This window comes from Streptomyces sp. Act143 (genome assembly GCF_003143935.1).
Lineage (GTDB): Bacteria > Actinomycetota > Actinomycetes > Streptomycetales > Streptomycetaceae > Streptomyces.
The window spans coordinates 537,277-560,584 of record NZ_QFRX01000001.1; the positions used below are offsets into that span (position 1 = coordinate 537,277).

The following is a 23,308-nucleotide window of genomic DNA, read 5'->3' on the forward strand; positions in this document are numbered from 1 at the left end:
GCATGACCGTCACCAAGAACCCACTCGGGGCCCCGCCCACGGACCGGCCGAGCGCACCGGAACTCGAAGTCGTCCCGGTCCGCAACTACGGCCGCTGGTGCGCCGCGGCAGCGTCGGTACTGGCGCTCGTCGGCCTCATCGGCTCCCTGGCCAGGAACGACAATCTGCGCTGGGACGTCGTGGGCGACTACCTGTTCGCAGACCTGATCTTCGACGGGCTCGGCACGACGCTCTGGCTGACCGCCGCGGCCATGGCGCTGGGTCTCGGACTGGGCACGCTCATCGCGGTCATGCGGTTGTCGTCCAGCCCGGTCCTGTACGGCATCGCCACCTTCTTCGTCTGGGTCTTCCGCGGCACCCCGCTGCTCGTGCAGATCATCTTCTGGGGTTATGCCGCCGCGCTCTACCAGTACGTGAAGATCGGCATCCCCTTCACCGAGGTCACCTTCTTCCAGACGGAGACCAACAGCCTGCTCACGCCCGCGATCGCGGCGCTGCTCGCCCTCGGCCTCAATGAAGCCGCCTACGCCTCCGAGATCGTCCGGGCCGGCATCCAGTCCGTCGACTCCGGTCAGGCCGAGGCCGCGCACTCGCTCGGCATGCGTCCGGCACTGACGATGCGAAGGATCGTGCTGCCCCAGGCGATGCGGGTCATCATCCCGCCGATGGGCAACGAGACCATCAACATGCTCAAGATGACCGCCCTGGTCTCGGTCATCTCCGCGCACGACCTGATGTCCAACATCCAGGACGTGTACGCGCAGAACTACCAGGTCATCCCCATGCTCGTCGTGGCCAGCATCTGGTACCTCGCCCTGGTGACCCTGCTCAGCATTCCCCAGGCCTGGCTGGAGCGCCGCTACGGACGCGGCACCGCCCGCGGCCGACAGGTCTCCCCGCTCCGGCGGATGCTCGGCGGCGCCGCGGGGTCGGTCGTCAAGAAGGACAAGGAGAACGCCCGATGACCGCGACCATGGTGCTCGCCGAGGGCGTGCGCAAGCGCTTCGGCAGGCTCGAGGTGCTCAAGGGCATCGACCTCAGCGTCGACCGGGGGCAGGTGTGCTGCCTGCTGGGGCCGTCCGGCTCCGGCAAGTCGACCTTTCTGCGCTGCATCAACCACCTGGAGAAGGTCGACGGCGGCAGGCTCACCGTCGACGGCGACCTCGTCGGATATCGCCAGCAGGGCAACAAGCTCCACGAACTGCGTGAACGCGAGGTCGCCGCACGACGCCGCGACATCGGGATGGTGTTCCAGCGCTTCAACCTCTTCCCGCACATGACCGCGCTCGACAACGTCATGGAAGCCCCCGTCAAGGTCGGCAAAGTGTCCAAGGCGGAAGCCCGTGAACGGGCCCATCTGCTGTTGCGGCGGGTCGGCCTTGGCGACCGGGGCCACCACTACCCCGCGGAGCTGTCGGGCGGCCAGCAGCAGCGCGTCGCCATCGCCCGCGCGCTGGCCATGCGGCCCAAGCTGATGCTCTTCGACGAACCGACCTCCGCTCTGGACCCGGAGCTGGTGGGTGACGTCCTGGACGTCATGCGGCAACTCGCCGCCGACGGCATGACCATGGTCGTCGTCACGCATGAGATCGGCTTCGCCCGAGAGGTCGGTGACACCGCCGTCTTCATGGACGAGGGCGTCGTCGTGGAGGCGGGCGATCCCCGCCAGGTCCTCGTCGACCCGCAGCAGGAACGCACCCGTGCCTTCCTGTCCAAGGTCCTGTGAGCGCGCCGCCCCGTCGGCAGGAACGCGCCGCAGACCTGCTCGGCCTGGCCCGTGGACGCCGCTCCGGCTATCTGGAGGACCTGCGCGAACTGGTCTCCATCGACTCCGGCTCCTACGACCCCGACGGCGTCAACAAGGTCGCCGACTGGGTGCAGCAGCGCCTGCTGCGGACCGGATTCACCGTCGAGCGCGTACGTCTGCCCGCCGCCGGGACGTTCCGGGCCGGAGACGCGCTCGTCGCCCGCAAGCAGGGCACCCTGCGGTCGGCCGAGGGCGGCCGCAGGATTCTGCTCGCCGGTCACATGGACACGGTCTTCGACCGCGGCACCGCGCAGGCCCGGCCGTTCACGGTGCGCGGTTCCACCGCCCACGGACCCGGTGTGAGCGACGACAAGGGCGGGCTGCTCGCGGGCCTGACGGCGCTCGACATCCTGCACGAGCAGGGCATGACCGGCTACGACGAGCTGATTCTGCTCGCCACTCCCGACGAGGAGATCGGCTCGCCTGCCAGCCGCCCCCTCATCGAACGGACCGCCCGTGACGTGCACTACGGCCTCGGCCTGGAGTGCGCCCGCGAGAACGGTGACCTCGTCATCGGCCGCAAGGGCGTCGCCGACTTCCACATCACCGTCACCGGCCGAGCCGCCCATGCCGGCATCGAACCCGAGCGCGGAGCCAACGCCGCTCTGTCGGCCGCCCATCTGATCGTCGAACTGCAAGCTCTCAACGGCCGTTGGGACGGCGTCACCGTCAACGTGGGGACCATCAGGGCCGGCAGCCGCGCCAACATCGTCTGCGCCGATGCGGAACTGCGCGTCGAGGTGCGGGCCGCCACCAGCGCCGATGTGCAGCGGGTCAGGCGGGCGATCCAGGACGCCGCCGCCCACCCCGCCGTCACCGGCACCACCATCCATGTCGAACAGCTCGACCTGTGCCCACCCATGGAAGTCACCGACGCCTCCCGCCACATGCTCGGCCTTGCGCGACGGGCCGGCCGTTCCATGGGCGTGACGCTGGACGCGACCACCACCGGCGGGGTCGGCGACGCCAACCTGATCGCCGGCACGGGAGTACCCACCCTGGACGGTCTGGGCCCCGTCGGCGGGGCCGACCACACCCCCCAGGAATGGCTCGACATCACCAGCGTCCCGCAGCGCGTCGCCCTCCTGGCCGCTCTCGTGGCGGAACTCGGCAGCGCCGCCCCCCGATGAGCGGGGCACCACCCCCGCGGTCCCCGACCTGCCGGGCCGACGTCGTAGCGCTGCCCGCCGTGGCCCACGATCCGCCTCAGCCCGATACGACCGGTTGCCCCCGGCTGCCGAAGGACCGCTCCCACCCCCAGCACCGGCACCTCACGGAGAGCCCATGCGCACACATCCCCGCTTCACCCGCCGCGCCGCCCTGGCCGGCGGCCTCGCCCTCGCCCTTGTCGCCGCCGCGCCCGCGGCGCAGGCCACCACCGCACCAGCCGGCCGCGGCGACGGCTCCCTGGTGCTTGTCGGCGGCGGCCTGAAGGACGACAACGCCCAGGTCTACGGCGAGATCATCAGGCGTGCCGGCGGCACCGCCGCACGCATCGGAGTCATCACCGCAGCGTCGGTGCCCGAGAGCCAGGACCCGAACGCGGGCGACCCCGACCGGTGCAGCAACTCCGTGTGCAACGGCGCCTACTACGCCGCCCTGTTCGAAAAGCACGGCGCGGCCGACGCCCAGTGGCTCCCGCTCGACCTCGACCACATCGCGAACGCCGACTCCGATGCCGTCGTCGCCCAGGTCAACTCCATGACGGGCTTCTTCTTCGGCGGCGGGGACCAGTACCGCTACGTCCAGACCCTGCTGCGCGGTCCGCGCCAGAAGGACTCCAAGGTCCTGGCCGCGATCCGCGCCAAACTGGTCGGCGGAGCCGTCGTCGCCGGTTCCTCGGCCGGGGCCCAGATCGCCTCCGGACCCGGCATGGTCAGCGGCGGCGAGTCGTACGAAGGGCTGCGCGACGGCAGCGCGCCCGGCTATTTCGAGGACCCCACCCGGCTCGGCTACCTTCCGCGGGGCGGCTTCGGCTTCCTGCGCTCGGCCCTGATCGACACCCACACCGGAGCCTACGGTCGAGAGGGCCGCGCCTGCCGTCTCGCGGCCGACACCGGACACGACCGCGTCTACGCCCTGGACGAGAACACCGCACTCGTCGTCGAACACCCGGGCAGCAGCCACGAACAGCTCACCGTTCTGGGACCTAACGGTGTCGCCGTGCTGGACCTGCGCGGCGCCCGCACCGACACCTCCGCCGCCGGATGGGGCCTGCGGGGTGCCCGCTACACCTACCTCACCGACGGTGATCGCTACGACGCACACACCTGGCAAGTGCAGCCCTCCGAAGGCAAGAAGCGCCTGACACCCACCAGCACCTCGCCCGTACCGCCCAACACGGACGTCTTCCACTCCGCCGCCAACCCGGGCGGCACCGCCTACTCCTTGCGCACCACAGCCCGTGCGCTGGCCGAGACACGCGCCCAGATCAGTGCCACCGCCACCACCTTCGAAACCGGACCTCGGTTCACCGTCACCTTCACCAAGCCCGGCACCTTCGCCGCCTGGAGCACCGACGACCGCACCGCGCACACCCTCGTGGGACTCCGCATCGCGATCACCGCGCACTGACCCGGCCCACGAACGACAGCCGCGCGGTCCGGGCGCCCGCTCTCAGAGCAGCCCGGTGCGACGCGCGACCTCCTCGCCGTCCTTCATCCGCTGATGCGCGCCGCCACCGAGCCGGTCCAGCACCGCGGAGATCAGTGCCTCGATGAGCGCGAGCGTCGGAGCCAGGCTGTCGTAAGGAGAACCGGAGGCCACTTGGCTGATGAGCACGACGTCGGCATGCGCCGCGGCGGGCGAGAGCCAGGGGTCCGTGAAGACGACGACCTTGCCGCCGCGTTCACGGGCGAGCTCGGCGATGACCGTCAGATCCTCCTCGTAGCGCCGGTAGTCGAAGACGACCGTGACGTCGCGGCGCGTGAGCTGGGTGAGGAACGAGGTGCGCTCGACATCCCGGTCCGGGAGAAAGGAGACCTGATCCCGCACCTGCATCAGATGCAGACCGAGATAGCGCGCCAGCAGGTGGGTGAAGCGGCCGCCGGCGAGATGGACTCGCCGGCGGGGGTCGGCGAGGAGGTCGGCCGCGGTCTCGAAATCGTGCAGGGAGACCTCGTGGAACGTCTGGGCCAGGGCCTGCTGCAACAGCGTCAGCTGAGGCTCCAGCGGCGCCTCCCGGTCCGCGCCCACCGCCGGTCCACCGGTCTCCGCGGACTCGTACAGGGTGATCGGGGAGGCGTTGCGGGCGTCCAGCTCCGCGCGCAGCGCTGCCTGAAGATCCGGAAATCCCTGATACCCGAGACGAGTGGCGCAGCGGAGAACCGTGGGCGTCGACACGGCCGCGCGTTCGGCGATGGTCGCCACGGTTTCGAAGACGGCCGCCGGATAACCGGCGAGGAGCACGCGGGCGACTTTGCGTTCTGCTGGGCTGAGATCCCCCAGGCGAGAGCGGATCTCGTCGGCCAGCGTGCCGCTCATGGTGCGGTCCTCTCCCAGTGTTCCGGTTCACGGCGGGCGCCCTTCAGGCTCCTGCCTGCGGCCGTACCACCTGAGTACTCGCGTCTGCCACCCGGAGAGCGATACAGATAGGCGCACGGCTCGCCTAACTGTACCGCCTGTTACTCCGGCGCAGACAGCTCCCCCGCAACCGCCGCGGCCTCGCCGGGTCAGCCGGTCACACGCACGCCGAACTGGAACGATCCGATCGTGTTCATCGACTCGTAGCGCACGTAGGCGCCCGGGTACGGGGCGTGCAGCACCTGATTGTTGCCCGCGTAGAGGCCGACGTGTTCGGTGTTGTTGAAGAAGACCAGGTCACCGGGCTTGAGCGCACTCATGCCGATCCGGGGTCCGTCGTTGACCTGCGTGTAGGTGACGCGGGATATGTGCACGCCGGCCTGCGCGTAGGCCCACTGCGTGAGGCCGGAGCAGTCGTAGGAGTTGGGGCCGGTGCCGCCGCGGGCGTACGGCTTGCCGATCTGGGAGGCGGCAGCGTTCAGGGCGGCCGCGCCGAACGGGGAGGCGGCCACCTCGTTGCCGAGGTCGACGCGTTCCGCCGCCGTGCGGCTGGCACGGGCCTCGGTGTCGGCGATCTCCTGACGCTCGGCGGCGGTCAGGGAGTTCAGCAGCTTCTGGGCCTTGCTGAGTTTGGCCTGAATCTCCTTCTTCTTCTCGCCCAGCTCGGTGCGGGTAGTGGCGAGATCCTTCAGCTTCTCCGTCGCCTCGGCGCGCTGCTGGGCCAGTTCGCGCTGTTTCGTCTGGACCTTCTTCAGCGCCTCCAGCTGCTGAGCGGAGAGCGACTCGAGCGTGGACGCCTTGTCCAGATAGTCGTCCGGGTCGGCGGAGAGAAGCAGCTGGACCGAGGGGTCGATGCCACCGGAGCGGTACTGGGCGCTCGCCATCGTTCCGAGACCCGTGCGCAGCTCATTGAGCTCGTCCTGCTCGCGGGCGACCTTGTCCTGGATCAGGCCGATCTCCTTCTGCAGCTTCTCCTGCTTCTCCTTGGCCCCGTCGTACTGGTTGGTGGCCCGCTCCGCCTCCTTGTAGAGCTTGTCGACCTGCGTCTTCACCTCGCTCTTCGTGGGCTTCGGGGCCGCGTTGGCGGCCTGCGAGGTGAGAGCCACGGCAGCGGCCGCGGTCGCGGTGAGCACGCTCACGCGGGCGCGGCTCTGCGGTTTGGGTCGGCGGTGAAGCGCCACGAAGACGAACTCCTTCTTCCTCCACCGCCCACACGACAACCACGGTGGACGGCGACCCCCCACCGCCACTCGCCTGGTGCGAGCGATCATTCGTGCGAAGGTTCGAGTCCCCACCTTAGTGATCTTCTTGTAATCATTTCAAAGTTTGAAGGGATCAACTCCAGCCACGTTCCACACTCTTGGGGCGCAACTCGTCAGAAACATTGACGCACCCTCAGCTCAAATCTATCTTCCGACCGAGGTTCCGCACAGCGTTCGTGATGTCGAACAATCGGATCCTCGCCTCAGCGATCAGCCCATCGAACCGGCCGAGCCCGGAGGGAGAGTCGGACGTGTACGTGCACGCGGAACATCCCATGTCCATCTCGACGTCAGGGCGGCAATCGGACGTCCTTTCGTGATCAGTCGGCTTATCGCGTCGCAAGGCTAGACAGGGATATCGCGCATGCCCCTTAATCCATCCCATGTATCAGCGGAAGGGGGCGACGGGACCCCCGCACCACCAAGTGCTCACTCCCTCCTCACCGAAAGGTGCAAGATGGCCCCCTCCCTCAGCAGACGGCGCCTCCTGCAAGCAGCCGGGGCGACCGCCGCCGCCTCTGCCGCCGGATCCTTCATCGGCGTGCCCTCCGCCCATGCGGCCATCCCTCCCGCGAGGGCCGACATCGGGGTCTCCGCGCACCCCTTCGCCCTCGGCCAGGTCCGGCTCACCACGAGCCGGTGGCTGGACAACCAGAACCGTACGCAGAACTACCTGCGGTTCGTCGACGTCGACCGCCTGCTCCACAACTTCCGCGCCAATCACCGGCTGTCCACCAACGGCGCGGCTGCCAACGGCGGTTGGGACGCGCCGACCTTCCCCTTCCGCACCCACGCCCAAGGGCACTTTCTGACGGCATGGGCCCAGCTGTACGCCGTGACCGGGGACACCGTCTGCCGGGACAAGGCGGTCACCATGGTCGCCGAGCTCGCCAAGTGCCAGGCCAACAACAGCGCCGCCGGCTTCAACGCCGGATACCTCTCCGGCTATCCCGAGTCCGACTTCACCGCGCTGGAGCAGCGGACCCTCAGCAACGGCAACGTGCCGTACTACACCGTCCACAAGACCCTTGCCGGTCTGCTCGACGTGTGGCGGCTCATCGGCAGCACACAGGCCCGGGACGTGCTGCTCGCTCTCGCCGGGTGGGTCGACTGGCGCACCGGCCGGCTCAGCGCCCAGCAGATGCAGACCATGCTGCAAACGGAGTTCGGCGGCATGAACACCGTGCTGACCGATCTCTACCAGCAGACGGGCGACGCACGGTGGCTCACTGCTGCCCAGAGGTTCGACCACGCCGCGGTGTTCGACCCCCTGGCGGCCAACCAGGACAAGCTCAGCGGACTGCACGCCAACACCCAGGTCCCCAAATGGATCGGGGCCGCCCGGGAGTACAAGGCCACCGGCACCACCCGCTACCGGGACATCGCCACCAACGCCTGGAACATCACCGTCAACGCGCACACCTACGCCATCGGCGGCAACAGTCAGGCCGAGCACTTCCGGGCCCCCAACGCCATCGCCGGCTACCTGAACAACGACACCTGCGAAAGCTGCAACACCTTCAACATGCTCACCCTCACCCGGGAGCTGTTCGCGCTCGACCCGAACCGGGCCGCACTGTTCGACTACTACGAACGGGCGTGGCTGAACCAGATGATCGGCCAGCAGAACCCGGCCGACAGCCACGGCCACGTCACCTACTTCACCCCGCTGAACCCAGGAGGCCGACGCGGTGTGGGCCCGGCATGGGGCGGCGGCACCTGGAGCACCGACTACGGCACCTTCTGGTGCTGCCAGGGCACGGGCCTGGAGATGCACACCAGGCTCATGGACTCCGTCTACTACCGCAGTGACAACACCCTCATCGTGAACCTGTTCGTGCCCTCGGTGCTCACCTGGTCGGAACGCGGAATCACGGTCACCCAGACCACGGCATACCCCGCCGCCGACACCACGACCTTGCAGGTCACCGGCTCCGTCAGCGGAACCTGGGCGATGCGCATCCGCATCCCGGGCTGGACCACCGGGGCCACCGTCAGCGTCAACGGCGTCGCGCAGAACATCACCACCACCCCCGGCAGCTACGCCACCCTGAGCCGCTCGTGGACCTCCGGCGACACAGTCACCGTCCGCCTGCCCATGCGGGTCATCATGCGCACGGCCAACGACAACGCGAACGTCGCGGCGATCACCTACGGTCCGGTCGTCCTGTCCGGCAACTACGGCGACTCCGCGCTCAGTTCCCTTCCGACGCTGAACACGGCGTCGATCACACGGACCAGCAGTACGTCGCTCGCCTTCACCGCCACCGCCAACGGCTCCACGGTCAACCTGAGCCCCTTCCATGACGCGCACGGCCACAACTACACCGTCTACTGGAACACCAGTGGCACCGTCCGCCTCGCCAACGCGGGCAGCGGTCTCGTGCTGGGCATCCAGGACATGTCCACGGCCGACGGTGGCCGTGCCTTGCAGTGGCAGGACTCGGGCACCGCCGACCACGACTGGCAAATGATCACCGACGGTGACGGCTTCCGCTTCCGCAACGCGAACAGCGGCAAGGTGCTCGGCGTGCAGGACATGTCCACCGCCGACGGGGCGAGCGTCCTGCAGTGGTCGGACAACGGCACCGCCGACCATCGATGGACGCTGCTCGACCAGGGAGACGGAACCTACAAGATCCGCAACGCGAACAGCGGCAAGCTGCTCGCCATCGCGAACAACTCCACCGCTGTCGGCGCGTTCGCCGTCCAGGCCCCGGATGACGGCACCGCCGACAACCGGTGGCGCATTCTGCGGAGCTGAGTCCCCGGCGAGACCAGGCCCAGGTCGCTCTCCGCCTCTCTCCATGCCCGACTCTTCGACCGACATTCGACATATCGAACATAGAGGCCGAGTCGCAGCCCATCCGTCCGGACGGCCCCTGACCAGGCCGCCCGGAACCGCTCACCCCAGGAATGAGGTCCCCATGCTCAGACGTACAACCCGCCGCAGGCAGCTGTCCGTGATGCTCGCGGCGCTGATCGCCTCGGCGGCGACGCTCGTCGCCGACCCGGCACAGGCGGCCACCAGCGGCGCACTGCGCGGCGCGGGTTCCGGCCGGTGTCTCGATGTGCCGGGCGCCAGCCAGACCGACGGCACGAGCCTGCAGATCTACGACTGCTGGGGCGGAACCAACCAGCAGTGGACGCTGACGGACAACAACGAGCTGACCGTCTACGGCAACAAATGCCTGGACGTCCCGGGCCACGCCACCACGGCCGGCACCCGCCCGGTGATCTGGTCCTGCAACGGCGGCACCAACCAGCAGTGGCGAGTCAACTCCGACGGCACAGTCGTCGCCGTGGAGTCCGGGCTGTGCCTGGACGTGTCGGGCGGCGCCACGGCCAACGGCACGGCGGTGCAGCTCTGGAACTGCACCGGCAGCAGCAACCAGAAGTGGAGCGGCCTGTCCGCACCGTCGGGCGGCACATGCGCTCTTCCGTCGACGTACCGGTGGTCCTCGACCGGCCCGCTGGCGCAGCCGGCGAACGGGTGGGCCGCGCTGAAGGACTTCACCACCGTGACGTACAACGGCAAGCACCTCGTCTACGCGACCGTCTCTGACGGATCGTCGTGGAAATCGATGGCGTTCAGTCCCTTCACCAACTGGTCCGACATGGCATCGGCCGGCCAGACCCAGATGAGCCAGGGTGCGGTGGCTCCCAAGCTGTTCTACTTCGCGCCCAAGAACATCTGGGTGCTGACCTCGAACGGGTGGGGCACCCAGTGGCCCTTCGTCTACCGCACCTCGAGCGACCCCACCAACCCCAACGGCTGGTCGGCGGCGCAGCCGCTGTTCACCGGCAGCGTCCCCGACGGCAGCGCGATCGACCCGACCATGATCGCCGACGGTCAGAACATGTACATGTTCTTCGCCGGTGACAACGGCAAGATCTACAAGTCGAGCATGCCGATCGGGAACTTCCCGGCCAGCTTCGGCTCCTCGTACACGACCGTCATGAGCGACACGGTGAAGAACCTGTTCGAGGCGCCGGAGGTCTACAAGGTCCAGGGCCAGAACCAGTACCTCATGATCGTCGAGGCCCGGGGGGCGAGCGAGCAGCGCTTCTTCCGCTCGTTCACGGCCACCAGCCTGAACGGTCCGTGGACCCCGCAGGCCGCCACCGAGTCCGCTCCCTTCGCGGGCAAGGCCAACAGCGGCGCCACCTGGACCAACGACATCAGCCACGGCGACCTGGTCCGCAACAACCCCGACCAGACCATGACCATCGACCCCTGCAACCTGCAGTTCCTCTACCAGGGCCTGGCCCCCAACCAGCCGCCGGGCACCGACTACATCAAGCTGCCGTACCGGCCGGGCCTGCTCACCCTGCAGCGCTGACCCGAGAACGCACGACCAGCGGCTCGTGACCGTGCCTGACAGGCACGGTCACACCGGTGACCGGCGGTGGCCCCCCGGGGAGACCTGTCAGCCTCCGCTTCAGCGCCATTCCGCGTGGGTGTTGATGTGCGGCCACAAGGACACCTGGCTGCCGACCGCGTTCCTGCCCCGGTGGACCTTCAGGTTGGAGTACCACGGGGTGATCAGCGTGTACGGGTTGTCCGTGTGGACGATGGTGGTGTCGAAGAGCTGGTTCTTGCGCTTGTTGCAGTCCCAGACGACGAGTCCTTGTCCCTTCTTGTAGCGTCCGCCCGGCACATCCAGGCAGAGGCTCCGTTTGTCCCACGGGTGGAAATACCAGCCATAGCCGTCACGGCCCTGCTCCAGGCACCACGTCTCGTTGCCCCGGCCGCCCGACCACGGGTAGGTGATGACCTTCGCCCCTTTGTGGCTGCCGCCGGACACATTGAGATAGACGAACGCCCCAGGACCACCCGGGGTGCGGAAGGTGTACGGATGTTCCTTGCCATCCACCTTCTTGCAGACGACAGCCGCTGCCTGGCTGCTGGTGCCGGCGGCGTCCGCAGCGGTCGCCGCGGCCGGCACGGCTCCGGCCGCCAGCACGGCCGCCACCGAAATCCGCCCCAGTCGATGCTTGTGCATGATTCCCCCTTGGGCCGACGAGAAGGAGCCTGCCTCCGGCGTCGAGCACCGGTTGGCGGGTATCAGCCTCGCCGGTCCCGGTGAGACGACGCGATGCTTTCAGCGACGGCTGAATCGTCGTCGGATCAACAGGAGTTCACGTGATACGGGTGCACTGCACACCTGAGGATCTGCTCAGGACCACCTTCGCCGACCGCCCGGCACCGCTGATGGACGTCGGCCTGGCACTCGCCATGTCGCAGCGCCGCGACGCGCACCCCGTATTCAGCCCGTGGCGGCGGCGCGTGGCACGCGCTCTCCCGCGGCAGGCCCGGCCGCTCCTGCAGCTGGTCTCACCGACGGGCGCGGGACCGTTGTTCCTTGACCCGCCGGGCCTGGGCCTGGAGGAGGGCGTCGATCGGATCATGGCCACCCCGCGCGCCTATGTCCGTACCGAGCTCGAGCGCGTCACCTCGATCGACCGCCCGCTCACCTCATGGATGCGCCATCTCGCCGACCGGGACCGGAACGCCTGGCAGATTCTCGAACGGGCGGTGCGCGCCGCGCACGCCACCGTCATCGAGAAGGTGTGGCCCCGTATCCGGGCAGGGTTCCACGCGGAGATGGCGTGGCGCTCCCGCCTGCTCGCCCAACAGGGCCTGCACGCCGCGCTGACGGGGCTGGCGCCCGGCATCCGGTGGCGGGGACTGACCCTGGAGGCGGCGGCTCCCCTCGATGCCGAACACACGTTGCACGGCCACGGCATCGTCCTGCTGCCCTCCCTGCTCTGGGCCGATCACGTCCTGGCGGCGCCCCAGTCCGACGGGCGGCTCCTCCTGGTCTATCCCGCCGTGACTCCCCTGCCCCTGCACAGCGGCCCACCGTCCCAGGACCCGCTCGCCGCTCTCGTCGGTCACACCCGAGCCCACGCCCTCCGTCTGCTGCAGCGCCAGCACACCACCACCGACCTGGCACATGAGCTCGCGGTCAGCCCCGCAGCCGCGTCCATGCAGGCCAAGGCGCTACGAGAAGGCGGCCTGATCGTCTCCCGGCGGGACGGCAAAGCCGTATGGCACTGGTGCACACCCCTGGGCCTGGATCTCCTCGCCCATGCAGGCACAAGCGACATGGGTTGATCACCGGCCGGCTCGGGCCAGGCCTTCTCAGACATTGGCCCCTGCCTGCGTGCTGCGTCAGGTACTCGGGTCAGCCTGGTCGTCGGCCGCGAGGAGTGATCGCAGCGCGGCGGTGGAGCGCGCCGTACCCGCACCGTGGCACCGAAGCCACCAACAGTCCCTGCTTGTCGAGGGTGTGTGCCACGCTGCGGGTCAACACGGTCGGCTGTGCGGTCATCGGCGTGTTCATGGTGGTCATCACCGACGTGTGGGCGGCGCACCGGCTGGTGCGGCCGCTCTTCGGCACCGGGGTGCTCGGCGGGTTCACGACCTTCTCGACGTACGCCGTCGACATCCCGAAGCTGGTCGACGCCGGCCGTCCTCGGACCGGTCTGGCCCATCTGACCGCGACGCTGCTCGCGGCGCTCGCAGCGGTGTGGCTCGCGGTGGCGGTGACGCGCCGCGTTCTTGCCTGGAGGCAAGGACGGTGATGACGAGGCTGACGGGCAGTGCCCTGCGGGTGACGGTCATCATCGTGGACACCGAGGAGCGGGTGCGGGCGTTCCTGCCCCAGCTCGACGAGCTGGTCCGGGGATCGGCAGAGAACCGGACCAGGACGGTTACGGCGGGAGCCGGCGCCGGGAGCTCGTGAACAACGCCGGGGGTCGGCGGTCACGGCGCTCGACTTCCTCACCTCCCGTCGCCATCACGGCTTTCCCCTCGCTCCCGGCTGTTCGACGCCGCCTTCAGCGGCTGAGTCCGTACGGCAGCTCCGGCTCGGCCGCGCCGATCTCGATGAGCCGGTTGTACTTGGCGACGCGCTCACCCCGGGCCGGGGCGCCGGACTTGATCTGCCCGCATCCCGCGCCGACGACGAGGTCGGCGATGAAGGAGTCCTCGGTCTCCCCGGAGCGGTGGGAGACCATCTGCGCGTATCCGGCCTCGCGGCTGACGCGGATGGCCTGAAGCGTCTCGGTGACGGTGCCGATCTGGTTGACCTTGATCAGGGAGGCGTTGGCGGCCTTGTTCTCGATCGCCTCGGCGATGATCGTCGGGTTGGTGACGAACAGGTCGTCGCCCACCAACTGGATCCGGCTGCCGAGCCGTTCCGTCAGGCGCACCCAGCCGTCCCAGTCGTCCTCGCCGAGCCCGTCCTCGATGGACCAGAGGGGGAAACGGTCGACCATCTCCTCGTAGCGATCGATCAGTTGGTCGCTGGTCAGGGCTTCGCCCGCCACCGTGTACCGGCCGTCCGCGCCACGGAACTCGCTGGCGGCCGGGTCCAGGGCGATGGCGATACCGGAACGGCCCGGCTCGTACCCCGCATCCGTGACGGCCTCGACGAGCACAGTCAGTACGTCCTCGGGGCGGGCGATGTCGGGGGCGAAGCCGCCCTCGTCGCCCAGCCCTGTCGGGTGGCCCTCGCGCGCGAGGCGGGCCTTGAGTTTCGCGTACACCTCGGCGCCGGCGCGTATCGCCTCGGGCAGGCTCGGTGCGCCGACGGGGGCGAGCATGAACTCCTGGAAGTCGAGGTCGTTGGCCGCGTGGGCGCCGCCGTTGACGACGTTGAAGTGCGGTACCGGCAGGAGGGGCCGGGTGCCGGCGGCTTCGGCGAGATAGCGCCACAGTTCCTGCCCGGCGACTTGGGCCTGGGCGCGGGCTGCGGCGAGGGAGACGCCGATGACGGCGTTGGCGCCCAGGCGGGACTTGGTGTCGGTGCCGTCCAACTCGATGAGGGCCGCGTCGACTTCGCCGAAGGAGGCGTAGGAGCGGTGGGTCAGCGCGGCGGCGATCTCGCCGTTGACATGGGCGACGGCCTGGGTGACGCCCTGGCCGCCGTACCGGCTCTGGTCTCCGTCCCGCAGTTCGACGGCCTCGCGGGTACCGGTGGACGCCCCCGAGGGAACCCCGGCGCGGGCACGGAGTCCGTCGGCGGTCTCCAGGACGACGGCGAGGGTCGGACGGGCGCGGGAGTCAAGTATTTCGGTGGCGTGCAGACGGGCGATGCGGAGCATGGGTGTTTTCTCCTGCCTCATGAGGATGTGGGACGGTGCTCAGCTGTGGCTTGGGTGGCACGTTCGCGGGCGGCGTCGATCTCGGCGTACGCCTGGTCGCGGCCCTCCCAGTGCGAGCCCTCGACGGACTTTCCGGGCTCCAGGTCCTTGTAGACCTCGAAGAAGTGGGTGATCTCCAGCCGGTCGAACTCCGGGATGTCATGGATGTCCTGCACGCTCGCGTAGCGCGGGTCGTGGGCGGGCACGCACAGCACCTTCTCGTCCGGGCCGTGCTCGTCCCTCATCACGAACATGCCGACGGCCCGGCACTCGACGGTGCAGCCGGGGAAGGTCGGGTCACCGGTCAGGACCAGGGCGTCGAGCGGATCGCCGTCGCGGCCGAGCGTGCCGTCGATGTAGCCGTAGTCGGCCGGGTACTGGGTGGAGGTGAACAGCATCCGGTCCAGCCGGATCCGATGCAGTTCGTGGTCCATCTCGTACTTGTTGCGGGAGCCTTGGGGGATCTCCACTGTCACGTCGAACTGCACGGCGGTCTCCTTGCCTGCTCGGTGTACGGGACTTGTGGGGTCACAGGTGTGGCAGCCCTTGCGCAAGGCGAGTCTTCGCCTGCCCTTCGGCTCGTCACCATGCCGCCGTGCGGGAGGTGTCCGTGACGGGGAGACGGCAGTACGTTGAGGAGTGATCCCCCGCGCGCGAGGAGGTGGGCGATGGGTTCCGACGCCGCTCGCCTGACCATCCACCTGGACGGGGCTGCGCTGTGGCACCACCGCCCCGCCTACGCCGAGCTCGTTCACCGCGCCCATCGAGAAGGGCTGGCCGGGGCGAGCGTCTTCCACGGCTTCACCGGCTTCGGGGCCCCCGGCACGATCTACCGTGAGCCGCCCGCCCACCTGGCCGCCAAGGGCCCCTGCGCGGTGGTGCTCGTCGACTCCGAGGACCGGTTGCGGTGCTACCTGCTGTGCGTGCGGGAGGTGCTGGAGCACACCGAGGCGGTCGCCATGCTGGACCGGGTCCGCATCCACCATCCTGAGCCGCGGGCCGTCGGCTAGCTCGACCCTGTTCATGACCGGTTCACCTCTCCTTGCTGCCCGGCCCCTGCATGGAGGGCGTCGCGCAGGCGGCGTAGCTCGTCCGCGGGCCGGCCCAGGCCGTTGATCTGCAGCCGGGCCGCCTCGGTGCGGGCATCAGGGTGGGAGGTGAACGCCAGGTTCATTGACTGGCGCACCATCCACAGGTCGTAGGCGAGCAGCCGCCCCGCCTGCGCCTGGACCGCCGCCAGGTCGGGGTCGGTGAGCGGCAGGTCCCGCAACCGGCCGCGCGCCCGGTGGAGGGCCGAGCCGGCCCCACCGCAGTCCTGGGCAGCCTGCCCGGTCACACCGTCCGGCTCCCCGCAGGCGGCCACCGCCGGATCGGCGAGCCGCTGAGCGGCCACGGCCTCGTCCAGAACCGCCAGCAGCGCCCTCACCTGCGCCGGGCGGGACAGACGGGCGGGTACGGGGCGACGCCGGCGCAGGCGGGCCGTGAGACGAAGGGCGCCGTGCCACAGGCCGCCGCCGGGCAGGGACAGACGAAGGGGCGGGCCGAGCGCACGGGACACGGGCATGGCTCCTCCTGGTCAGCACGACTGGACCAGGGACCGTCAGTGGACGCCTCCGCGGTTGCGGCGAGCCCCCTCACCGACACGCCCGTGAAGAACGGGGTGTGCCCTTCCAGTCTGCGCCTCGATCCATTCCAGGCCGGCCCACCCCCATCTGTCTTGGGCCGGATGGGGCAGCCGTCAGGAGCGGGTCAGCACACCATCAGCACCGAGCACGCAGCATGGCGGCTGAATTTCTCCGCGGGTGGAACCCAGGAAACGGCCCCATACCGATGAGTCCCCGCTGTGGCCGACCACGATCGGGGTCCGCCCGATGCCGACCGTTCTGTGGCGTGGACGATCTCCTGTGCCGTACGCACGGCACGGGTCTCGCTCATCGGCCACCTCTCCCACGGTCGCCCCATAGCGCGGCGGATGCGCCGCCACCGCGATCAGCTGCTGCGCGGTCCTACCGGGCGAAGCCGTGGCGGTTGCTTCTCGGCGGTTCTCCGACTCGGACTCCGCAATCTGGGAACCGGGTGAGGGAGCCATGGCACAGGAGGGGCGCCAGGTACGGGCGGCCCAGCTCTCGCGGCGGAGAAGAGGCGACGATGACGCGCGAACACGATGGGCGACCGGCCGACCCGGACGGTGCGCGGACAGCTCCCGGCGGCGACAGCAGCATGCGGCGTCGCCGTCGGCCGCTGCACGAGCGGCACGAGCGGCACGTCGAGGAGACGGTCGAGATCGATGTGCCGGTGCGTACCGCGTACAACCAGTGGACGCAGTTCAAGACCTTCCCCCGGTTCACGACCGTGGTGCGTGGGGTCGAGCAGATCAGGCCCACCGTGACCGCCTGGACCATCGGCTACGGCCCGCTGCGCCACCGCTTCGCCGTGGAGATCGTCGAGCAGGATCCCGATGCCTTCCTGGCCTGGCGCGGTCTGGAGCAGTACCCCTCCCACCAGGGCGAAATGGAGTTCCGGCCGACGCAAGGGGGCGGCACGGCCGTCACCCTCCGGATGCGGCTCCGACCGCGAGGAGCTACGAAGGCACTCACAGGCTCGCCACGCGCCGGGCAGCTGATCGCCCGGCTGGTGCGCCGCGAGCTGTGGAACTTCAAGCAGTTCATCGAGGGTCTGGGGCAGGCGAGCGGAGCCTGGCGCAGCACCATCCGCAACGGCCGCGTGCAGCACGACCACCCGGAACCGCCCCGCAGCCGCGTGGCCCACTGGCCCGTCGGCTGAGCCGCGCACCGGAACACGGCACAAAGAAAGGCGAACCCATGCAGAAACCGCCCGCTGAGGAGCCGGAGACCACCCTTTCCGTGACGCCACCGAAGAAGTGGGCGGCCGGAGTCCCGGCGGTCGTGCACGCGCTGGAGTACTCCCTGGAACAGACCTCGCCGCGCAGGACGGGGGTGGACCTGCTGGCCATGAACCAGGTGGGCGGCACCGACTGTCCCGGCTGCGCCTGGGCGGACCCGGCCCCTGGGCACCGCCATCGCAACGAGTACTGCGAGAACGGCGCCAAACACATCAACGACGAGGCGACCACACGCCGTGTCACCGCCGACTTCTTCAGGCAGCACAGCGTCTCCGACCTCGCCGGGCGCTCCGACATGTGGCTCAACCAGCAGGGGCGGCTCACCGAGCCGATGATCAAGCGCCCGGGCTCCGACCACTACGAGCCGATCAGCTGGGACGACGCCCTGGGCGTGCTCGCGGCGGAACTCACCACGCTCGCCTCCCCCGACGAGGCCGTCTTCTACACCTCGGGGCGGGCCGGCAACGAGGCCGCCTTCGTCCTGCAGCTCTTCGCCCGCGCCTTCGGCACCAACAACCTGCCCGACTGCAGCAACATGTGTCACGAGTCCAGCGGATTCGCCCTCAGCGAGACCCTGGGCACCGGCAAGGGCACCGTCGGTCTCGACGACCTCCACCACGCCGATCTGATCTTCCTGGTCGGGCAGAACCCCGGAACCAACCATCCGCGCCAGCTCACCGCGCTGGAGGAGGCCAAGCGCAACGGGGGCCGGATCGTCGCGGTCAACCCGCTGCCGGAAGCGGGGCTGCGGCGCTTCAAGAATCCGCAGAAGCCACGAGGAGTCGTCGGACGCGGCACCCAGATCGCCGACCGCTTCCTGCACATCAAGCCCGGCGGCGACCTCGCCCTCTTCCAGGCGCTCAATCTCCTGCTGCTGGAGGCCGAGGACGCCCGGCCCGGAACCGTCCTGGACCACGACTTCATCGACGCCCACACCTCCGGTTTCGAGGAGTTCGCCCGGCACACCCGTACCGTCGACTGGGACGACGTACACACCGCGACCGGGCTCACCCGCCAGGAGATCGAGCAGGTCCGCGACGAGGTCCTGCGCAGCGAACGTGTCATCGTCTGCTGGGCGATGGGCATCACCCAGCACAAGCACGGGGTGCCCACCATTCGCGAGATCGTCAACTTCCTGATGCTGCGCGGCAACCTCGGGCGGGCCGGCACGGGCGCCTGTCCGGTCCGCGGGCACAGCAACGTCCAGGGCGATCGGACCATGGGCATCTGGGAGCAGATGCCGGACTCCTTCCTCGACGCGCTCCAGAAGGAGTTCGGCTTCGACCCGCCGCGCCCCCACGGGCTGGACTCGGTGAACTCGATCAAGGCGATGCGCGAGGGCCGCGTCAAGGTGTTCCTCGCGCTGGCCGGGAATTTCGTCCGGGCCGCCCCCGACAGCGAGGTCACCGAAGAGGCGATGCGTTCGTGCCGGCTGACCGCCCACATCTCCACCAAGCTGAACCGGTCGCACACCGTCTGCGGTGCCACGGCACTGATCCTGCCGACCCTCGGCCGCACCGAACGTGACCTCCAGGCCTCGGGCGAGCAGTTCGTCACGGTGGAGAACTCCATGAGCCAGGTGCACACCTCCCGGGGACGCCTCGAACCGGCTTCTCCCCTCCTGCTCAGCGAGGTCGCGATCCTGTGCCGACTGGCCCGACGCACTCTCGACGGCCGGGCGGACATCCCCTGGGACGAGTTCGAAGGGGACTACGACACGATCCGCGACCGCATCTCCCACATCGTCCCGGGGTTTCACGACTTCAACGCGCGGGTCACCCGCCCGGGCGGGTTCCAGTTGCCGAACGCCGTGAACGAGGGAGTGTTCCGCACCCCGGTCGGCAAAGCCCTGTTCACCTGCAACGAGCCGGTCGTGCCGCGCGCACCCGCGGGACATCTGCTGCTGCAGACCCTGCGCTCGCACGACCAGTGGAACACCGTGCCGTACACGTTGAACGACCGCTACCGCGGTATCCACGGCAGCCGCCACGTCGTGCTCGTCAACCCTGACGATCTCCGCGAGCTCGGTCTCGCCCAGGGCGATCGCGTCGACCTGGTCAGTGTCTGGGCGGACGGCACCGCGGACGGCGTCGAGCGGCGCGCCGAGGACTTCGAGGTGGTCTCCTATCCGACGGCCAAGGGCTCGGCGGCCGCCTACTATCCGGAGACGAACGTCCTGGTGCCGTTGGAGAGCGTCGCCGACATCAGCAACCAGCCCACGTCCAAGGGCATCGTCGTACGCCTTGAGCCCCGGTAGGGCGGGCCCCGACAAACAGCGTGGCGCAAGTCGCGTCGGCGCCTGACCGGGCAGCGAAACACCTGGGGCCGGTAGGCGTCACCCGGCGCGTCAGGCGGTCGGGCGGTCGGGCGGTCGGGCGGTCGGGCGGTCGGGCACTCCTCCCGAAACGATCATCGGACCGGTCAAGAGTGACCGGCTGGGGATTCACTCGTTTGAACAGGTGCAACAGCAGCGTGTCTCCCTCCGGAAGGCCTGCCCGACCATGCGTTTTGGCTCACTTCGCCAGCCCACCGAGCGTCTCGACACGCCCGTCCTGGAAGCCGAAAACGCCCTCGTGCACCAGTACGCCGATCTGGTGCGCCTCGCGTACATCACGCTCCCCCCGTCGCTGGGCCGGCACCAGAAGGTGAGCGTGTCCCATTCGGTGGTGCAGCGCGCGCTGCCCAGCGCCCGCCTGGCACGGGCGAGGTCGTCCGTTCCCGCGCCGCGCCGCGCCGCCGCGGATCACGCACGCCCAGAGCATCCGTATCTCGTGACGGTGCTGCGCCGCGTCCTCGCCTACGACCGGCGTCCGCCGCTGTGGCCGGCCCGACTCGGTGCGCCGCGCGCCTTGGTGCCGCGCCTTCCGATCGTGCTGGGACTCAGGCTGTTCCCCCGCCCTGGCGGAGCGGAGGCGCTGTCCCTGACCCGCTCCCTGGCCGGTCTGTCCGCCGAGACGCGGGCCGCGTTCGTGCTGTGCTCGGTCTACGGCCTGACGGACGACACGGTTGTCGACGTGCTCAAGGCGGCCGGGGCGAAGGACGCCGCCGGCGCCGTGCGCGACGGCCGAGCCTTCGAGGCGGACGAAGCCGACGCGGCCCGGACGCTGGCGCTGTCGGAGGAGTTCGACGCCTGCGTCCTGCAGGCCACCGCGACCGACCTGTTGCGGCGCAGGCACCGCGCCCGACTGACTCTGGTCGCCTGTCTGGCCGGTCTGCTGGCCGGCGCGATGCTGCTGGCACAGCTCGCCCCCGACCCGGCCCCCACACCCACGGCCCCGCAGCCCGTGGCCGCTTCCGGCCTGCGAGCGGCAGATCTCACACGCGCTCCGGCAGACCAGTGGGACAACACCGCGCGCATCGACTTCACCGCGTGGCCACCCCGTGGTTCCCGGCTCGACGACGAGCAACTGCTGAACCGCGCGCTGTCCACATGGGCGCGACCGGGGCCCGGCACCCACGTCGTCACCACAGCCGCCACCTCCCCTGCCCCACCCGCCTCCGCACCACAACTGCTCTACGCGGGCGAGGTCGACGCACACGCCGTGGTGCTGTTGTACGACGGACAGCGTCTGGCCCGCTACCGCGAGGACCCGCGGTCACACAGCCGCACCCAGCTCTCGGTGGCGCGGGTCGACGACGCGGACGTGACGACCGCGGCGGCCGTCGAGCTGAGCACCGGACGCAGCGGTGCCCGCTACCTGATCGCACCCTGGGTGGCCGAAGTGCAGTCCCGGGACCTGCTGCGCCCCGATGTCATCGCACAGGCGCTGGACACGACCGAGGACGGTGTCACCGAGCCGGTCCCGTTCACCGCCGGGAGCGGGACCGGCTGCGACAGCCGTCCGGTCCTGCAACTGCGTTCCTCGGCACGGATCGCCGAGCGCCACGCCTTCCTGCTCGCCGGTCTGGGCGACCTGTCCCCCGTGCACCTGACCTACACGCCGCTGCCGGGACACGGCACGCCACCGCCGCGCCAGCCGAGGGAGGCCACGGGGCCCGCCGCCCTGGTGGCCTGGTCCCACCAGGCGTGTGCCCTCGCAGACCTGCGCGGCACCGGCACCCGCGCGGTCAACGCGTGGGAGTTCGCCGAACAGGATCTTCCCGACGGCGGCAGCCGGGCGGTGTGGACATGCATGCGCGAGTCGTCCTGGCGCGGCCCCGGCGATGTGACGGTGACGCTGCGAGTGGCCGGGGACGGGACGAAAGCACCGGCGCGTCCGGTGTCGCACGTCCGGTCGACCGCGCTGTGCAGCCGCTTCGGCCAGCACATCGTGGCCGGCACGGCGTGGCGCTCACCAGCGGGCCGCTGGTACGCGCTGGCGGCCGGGAGCCGCGCCGTCACCGGCATCACGGTCAGCGGTGATGTCACGGCTAAGACTCCCGCACGGACTGTCGCTGTGCGCACACCGAAGCGCCCGCGGTTCGACGTGAGTGCCCAACTGGCCACCGGGGAACGGCTGGACGGGGTCACGGACGAGAAGTGAGACCCCCGGCAACGACGATGCCGAGCAGCGCGCATCCGCGCAGCGCGTCGACATGGCGTAACCGGGGTGGGGTGTTCGGCCGCAGCGTTTCTGTCATGCAAGAACGCCAGGCACGGTAGAGGTGTGGCACGAACCGGTGCGCCCGAGAATGCGCGGTGGGGCCGGCCCGACCCGCCGGAGGGAGCCGGCCCTGGTCCACGCCGCCCCGAGGTCACCCGATCAGATGCCACATGTCGGCGCGGACCAGTAGGGCGAAGGGTCGAACGCCACATGTGTGTGGTCGTCGTGGCCCGGGTAGCCCGGACCGAGGATTTCCGAGAATCCGTGGGTGCGGGCCTGCTGGGCGAGCCGGCACAGGCTCACCGAGCCGGTCAGGTCGGCGGCGTCGCCGTAAAGGTGGCGACTCGTGGACGATCCCCCGACCGCGCTGTTGCAGGCGTAGGAGCGAAAGCCGCTCGAAATCGTGATCGGCACGTCACCCAGTGCGTGGCGCATCGCCTCGAGTTTCCACATGGTCTTCAGGGCGTTGGCCCTCGCGGTGGCCGCGGAGACCGCACCGCCCGACCAGTCGGAATTGCACTTGTTGAGTTCCGCGTAGCTGAAGTGGACCGGCGTGCAGTCCGCGTCCTGGAGGGAGTAGATCTTGGCGTAGGTCGCAGGTCCCGCCACGCCGTCCGCGGTCAGACCGTACGCCGTCTGGAACTTCTTGACCGCTGCCGCGGTGCGCTCCCCGTACTGGCCGTCGTAGGAGAGCCGCTCGCCCGAGGTGACCCACCCGGCGACACGTATCTGCAGTTGTGTCACATCACTGCCGGACGCCCCCACCGAGAGGGTGCGTCCCCAGGTGTAGCAGTCGTCGGCCGCAGCGGTACCGGCGCTGGCGCCCACCCCCACCACCACGCCTGACGCGATCATGACAATCGAAGCGAGCAGTCTTGCTACGCGTACGAGCATCCCGGCCTCCCGACCGTACGTCCCGGAACCGCCCCAACGGACGGACCGACTGTCACAGCGTGACCATCCACCGCTCAGGGTGCGGCCGTACCGCTACGCGCGTCAACCACGCGCGCACTCGCCTTCCGGTGGCCGAGGCGGACGGCCATGCCCCCGGACGTTCACGCCGCGGACCGAACAGAGCAGAGGGATCGGCCGAAACCGGTCTCCGTCGCATCGCGAAAGGCCGGACAGGGCGGGCGCGGATCGAAGCCGGGCACCC

General features: G+C 69.7%; 19 protein-coding genes and 1 pseudogene. 13 read left to right on the top strand and 7 right to left on the bottom strand.

Annotation, left to right across the window (positions count from 1 at the left end; all coding sequences use genetic code 11):
• The first annotated feature begins 2 nt into the window (after nucleotides 1-2).
• From DI272_RS02335 to DI272_RS02350, 4 genes are all read left to right on the top strand, one after another.
• Complete coding sequence (locus DI272_RS02335; RefSeq protein WP_109493459.1) at nucleotides 3-965, top strand: amino acid ABC transporter permease; 963 nt, start codon at nucleotides 3-5, stop codon at nucleotides 963-965.
• Complete coding sequence (locus DI272_RS02340; RefSeq protein ID WP_109493460.1) at nucleotides 962-1,726, top strand: amino acid ABC transporter ATP-binding protein; 765 nt, start codon at nucleotides 962-964, stop codon at nucleotides 1,724-1,726. The genes DI272_RS02335 and DI272_RS02340 overlap by 4 nt, the downstream gene beginning before the upstream one ends.
• Nucleotides 1,723-2,937: a M20 family metallopeptidase gene (locus DI272_RS02345; protein ID WP_109493461.1), complete on the top strand. Its 1,215-nt coding sequence runs from the start codon at nucleotides 1,723-1,725 to the stop codon at nucleotides 2,935-2,937. The genes DI272_RS02340 and DI272_RS02345 overlap by 4 nt, the downstream gene beginning before the upstream one ends.
• 154 nt (nucleotides 2,938-3,091) lie before the next feature.
• A complete protein-coding gene (locus tag DI272_RS02350; RefSeq protein ID WP_109493462.1) occupies nucleotides 3,092-4,381 on the top strand; it encodes a cyanophycinase in 1,290 nt (429 codons plus the stop codon).
• Between the two features lie 42 nt (nucleotides 4,382-4,423).
• Here DI272_RS02350 and DI272_RS02355 read toward each other — a convergent pair whose 3' ends face one another.
• The gene (locus DI272_RS02355) at nucleotides 4,424-5,290 is read right to left on the bottom strand and encodes a MurR/RpiR family transcriptional regulator (RefSeq protein ID WP_109493463.1); all 867 of its coding nucleotides are present in this window, start codon (nucleotides 5,288-5,290) and stop codon (nucleotides 4,424-4,426) included.
• A gap of 188 nt (nucleotides 5,291-5,478) precedes the next feature.
• A complete protein-coding gene (locus DI272_RS02360; RefSeq protein WP_109493464.1) occupies nucleotides 5,479-6,510 on the bottom strand; it encodes a C40 family peptidase in 1,032 nt (343 codons plus the stop codon).
• A gap of 538 nt (nucleotides 6,511-7,048) precedes the next feature.
• On the opposite strand from DI272_RS02360, the gene DI272_RS02365 reads away from it, so the two are divergent.
• Nucleotides 7,049-9,355 (top strand): beta-L-arabinofuranosidase domain-containing protein, encoded by a 2,307-nt coding sequence (locus tag DI272_RS02365; protein ID WP_109493465.1) that lies wholly within the window; start codon nucleotides 7,049-7,051, stop codon nucleotides 9,353-9,355.
• A gap of 163 nt (nucleotides 9,356-9,518) precedes the next feature.
• Nucleotides 9,519-10,934: a non-reducing end alpha-L-arabinofuranosidase family hydrolase gene (locus DI272_RS02370; RefSeq protein ID WP_109493466.1), complete on the top strand. Its 1,416-nt coding sequence runs from the start codon at nucleotides 9,519-9,521 to the stop codon at nucleotides 10,932-10,934.
• 99 nt (nucleotides 10,935-11,033) lie between these two features.
• Here DI272_RS02370 and DI272_RS02375 read toward each other — a convergent pair whose 3' ends face one another.
• On the bottom strand, nucleotides 11,034-11,597 hold the full coding sequence (locus DI272_RS02375) for an RICIN domain-containing protein (RefSeq protein ID WP_146238305.1): 564 nt from the start codon (nucleotides 11,595-11,597) through the stop codon (nucleotides 11,034-11,036).
• A gap of 149 nt (nucleotides 11,598-11,746) precedes the next feature.
• Here DI272_RS02375 and DI272_RS02380 point away from each other — a divergent pair, with 149 nt between their 5' ends.
• The 3 genes and pseudogenes from DI272_RS02380 to DI272_RS44110 form a co-directional block, all read left to right on the top strand.
• Nucleotides 11,747-12,712: a helix-turn-helix transcriptional regulator gene (locus tag DI272_RS02380; protein WP_146238306.1), complete on the top strand. Its 966-nt coding sequence runs from the start codon at nucleotides 11,747-11,749 to the stop codon at nucleotides 12,710-12,712.
• The gene (locus tag DI272_RS02385) at nucleotides 12,646-13,182 is read left to right on the top strand and encodes a CrcB family protein (RefSeq protein WP_258314436.1); all 537 of its coding nucleotides are present in this window, start codon (nucleotides 12,646-12,648) and stop codon (nucleotides 13,180-13,182) included. The genes DI272_RS02380 and DI272_RS02385 overlap by 67 nt, the downstream gene beginning before the upstream one ends.
• Nucleotides 13,183-13,205: 23 nt before the next feature.
• A pseudogene (locus tag DI272_RS44110) lies at nucleotides 13,206-13,343 on the top strand (DUF190 domain-containing protein); the annotation flags it as partial.
• A gap of 94 nt (nucleotides 13,344-13,437) precedes the next feature.
• On the opposite strand, the gene eno reads toward DI272_RS44110, so the two are convergent.
• A complete protein-coding gene (gene eno, locus DI272_RS02390; protein WP_109493470.1) occupies nucleotides 13,438-14,706 on the bottom strand; it encodes a phosphopyruvate hydratase in 1,269 nt (422 codons plus the stop codon).
• Nucleotides 14,707-14,723: 17 nt separating this feature from the next.
• Complete coding sequence (locus DI272_RS02395; RefSeq protein WP_109493471.1) at nucleotides 14,724-15,233, bottom strand: inorganic diphosphatase; 510 nt, start codon at nucleotides 15,231-15,233, stop codon at nucleotides 14,724-14,726.
• 180 nt (nucleotides 15,234-15,413) lie between these two features.
• On the opposite strand from DI272_RS02395, the gene DI272_RS02400 reads away from it, so the two are divergent.
• Complete coding sequence (locus DI272_RS02400; RefSeq protein ID WP_109493472.1) at nucleotides 15,414-15,755, top strand: DUF190 domain-containing protein; 342 nt, start codon at nucleotides 15,414-15,416, stop codon at nucleotides 15,753-15,755.
• 11 nt (nucleotides 15,756-15,766) lie between these two features.
• On the opposite strand, the gene DI272_RS02405 is transcribed toward DI272_RS02400, so the two are convergent.
• Nucleotides 15,767-16,309 (bottom strand): hypothetical protein, encoded by a 543-nt coding sequence (locus tag DI272_RS02405; protein WP_258314437.1) that lies wholly within the window; start codon nucleotides 16,307-16,309, stop codon nucleotides 15,767-15,769.
• A 584-nt stretch (nucleotides 16,310-16,893) separates the two neighbouring features.
• Between DI272_RS02405 and DI272_RS02410 the strand changes: the two genes are divergently transcribed.
• From DI272_RS02410 to DI272_RS02420, 3 genes are all read left to right on the top strand, one after another.
• Nucleotides 16,894-17,529 (top strand): SRPBCC family protein, encoded by a 636-nt coding sequence (locus DI272_RS02410; RefSeq protein WP_109493473.1) that lies wholly within the window; start codon nucleotides 16,894-16,896, stop codon nucleotides 17,527-17,529.
• A 38-nt stretch (nucleotides 17,530-17,567) separates the two neighbouring features.
• The gene (locus DI272_RS02415; protein ID WP_109493474.1) at nucleotides 17,568-19,865 is read left to right on the top strand and encodes an FdhF/YdeP family oxidoreductase; all 2,298 of its coding nucleotides are present in this window, start codon (nucleotides 17,568-17,570) and stop codon (nucleotides 19,863-19,865) included.
• 244 nt (nucleotides 19,866-20,109) lie between these two features.
• Nucleotides 20,110-22,092 (top strand): hypothetical protein, encoded by a 1,983-nt coding sequence (locus tag DI272_RS02420; protein WP_109493475.1) that lies wholly within the window; start codon nucleotides 20,110-20,112, stop codon nucleotides 22,090-22,092.
• A 219-nt stretch (nucleotides 22,093-22,311) separates the two neighbouring features.
• Here DI272_RS02420 and DI272_RS02425 read toward each other — a convergent pair whose 3' ends face one another.
• Nucleotides 22,312-23,046 carry a D-Ala-D-Ala carboxypeptidase family metallohydrolase gene (locus tag DI272_RS02425; protein ID WP_109493476.1) on the bottom strand — a complete coding sequence of 245 codons (735 nt, stop codon included), beginning with the start codon at nucleotides 23,044-23,046 and terminating at the stop codon, nucleotides 22,312-22,314.
• Between the last annotated feature and the right edge of the window lie 262 nt (nucleotides 23,047-23,308).

Coding starts and splice junctions, on each gene's coding strand:
- DI272_RS02335 (WP_109493459.1), top strand. CDS start 3: ATGACCGTCACCAAGAACCCACTCGGGGCCCCGCCCACGGACCGGCCG.
- DI272_RS02340 (WP_109493460.1), top strand. CDS start 962: ATGACCGCGACCATGGTGCTCGCCGAGGGCGTGCGCAAGCGCTTCGGC.
- DI272_RS02350 (WP_109493462.1), top strand. CDS start 3,092: ATGCGCACACATCCCCGCTTCACCCGCCGCGCCGCCCTGGCCGGCGGC.
- DI272_RS02355 (WP_109493463.1), bottom strand. CDS start 5,290: ATGAGCGGCACGCTGGCCGACGAGATCCGCTCTCGCCTGGGGGATCTC.
- DI272_RS02365 (WP_109493465.1), top strand. CDS start 7,049: ATGGCCCCCTCCCTCAGCAGACGGCGCCTCCTGCAAGCAGCCGGGGCG.
- DI272_RS02370 (WP_109493466.1), top strand. CDS start 9,519: ATGCTCAGACGTACAACCCGCCGCAGGCAGCTGTCCGTGATGCTCGCG.
- DI272_RS02375 (WP_146238305.1), bottom strand. CDS start 11,597: ATGCACAAGCATCGACTGGGGCGGATTTCGGTGGCGGCCGTGCTGGCG.
- DI272_RS02385 (WP_258314436.1), top strand. CDS start 12,646: ATGGCACTGGTGCACACCCCTGGGCCTGGATCTCCTCGCCCATGCAGG.
- eno (WP_109493470.1), bottom strand. CDS start 14,706: ATGCTCCGCATCGCCCGTCTGCACGCCACCGAAATACTTGACTCCCGC.
- DI272_RS02400 (WP_109493472.1), top strand. CDS start 15,414: ATGGGTTCCGACGCCGCTCGCCTGACCATCCACCTGGACGGGGCTGCG.
- DI272_RS02405 (WP_258314437.1), bottom strand. CDS start 16,309: ATGCCCGTGTCCCGTGCGCTCGGCCCGCCCCTTCGTCTGTCCCTGCCC.
- DI272_RS02410 (WP_109493473.1), top strand. CDS start 16,894: ATGACGCGCGAACACGATGGGCGACCGGCCGACCCGGACGGTGCGCGG.
- DI272_RS02415 (WP_109493474.1), top strand. CDS start 17,568: ATGCAGAAACCGCCCGCTGAGGAGCCGGAGACCACCCTTTCCGTGACG.
- DI272_RS02420 (WP_109493475.1), top strand. CDS start 20,110: ATGCGTTTTGGCTCACTTCGCCAGCCCACCGAGCGTCTCGACACGCCC.
- DI272_RS02425 (WP_109493476.1), bottom strand. CDS start 23,046: ATGCTCGTACGCGTAGCAAGACTGCTCGCTTCGATTGTCATGATCGCG.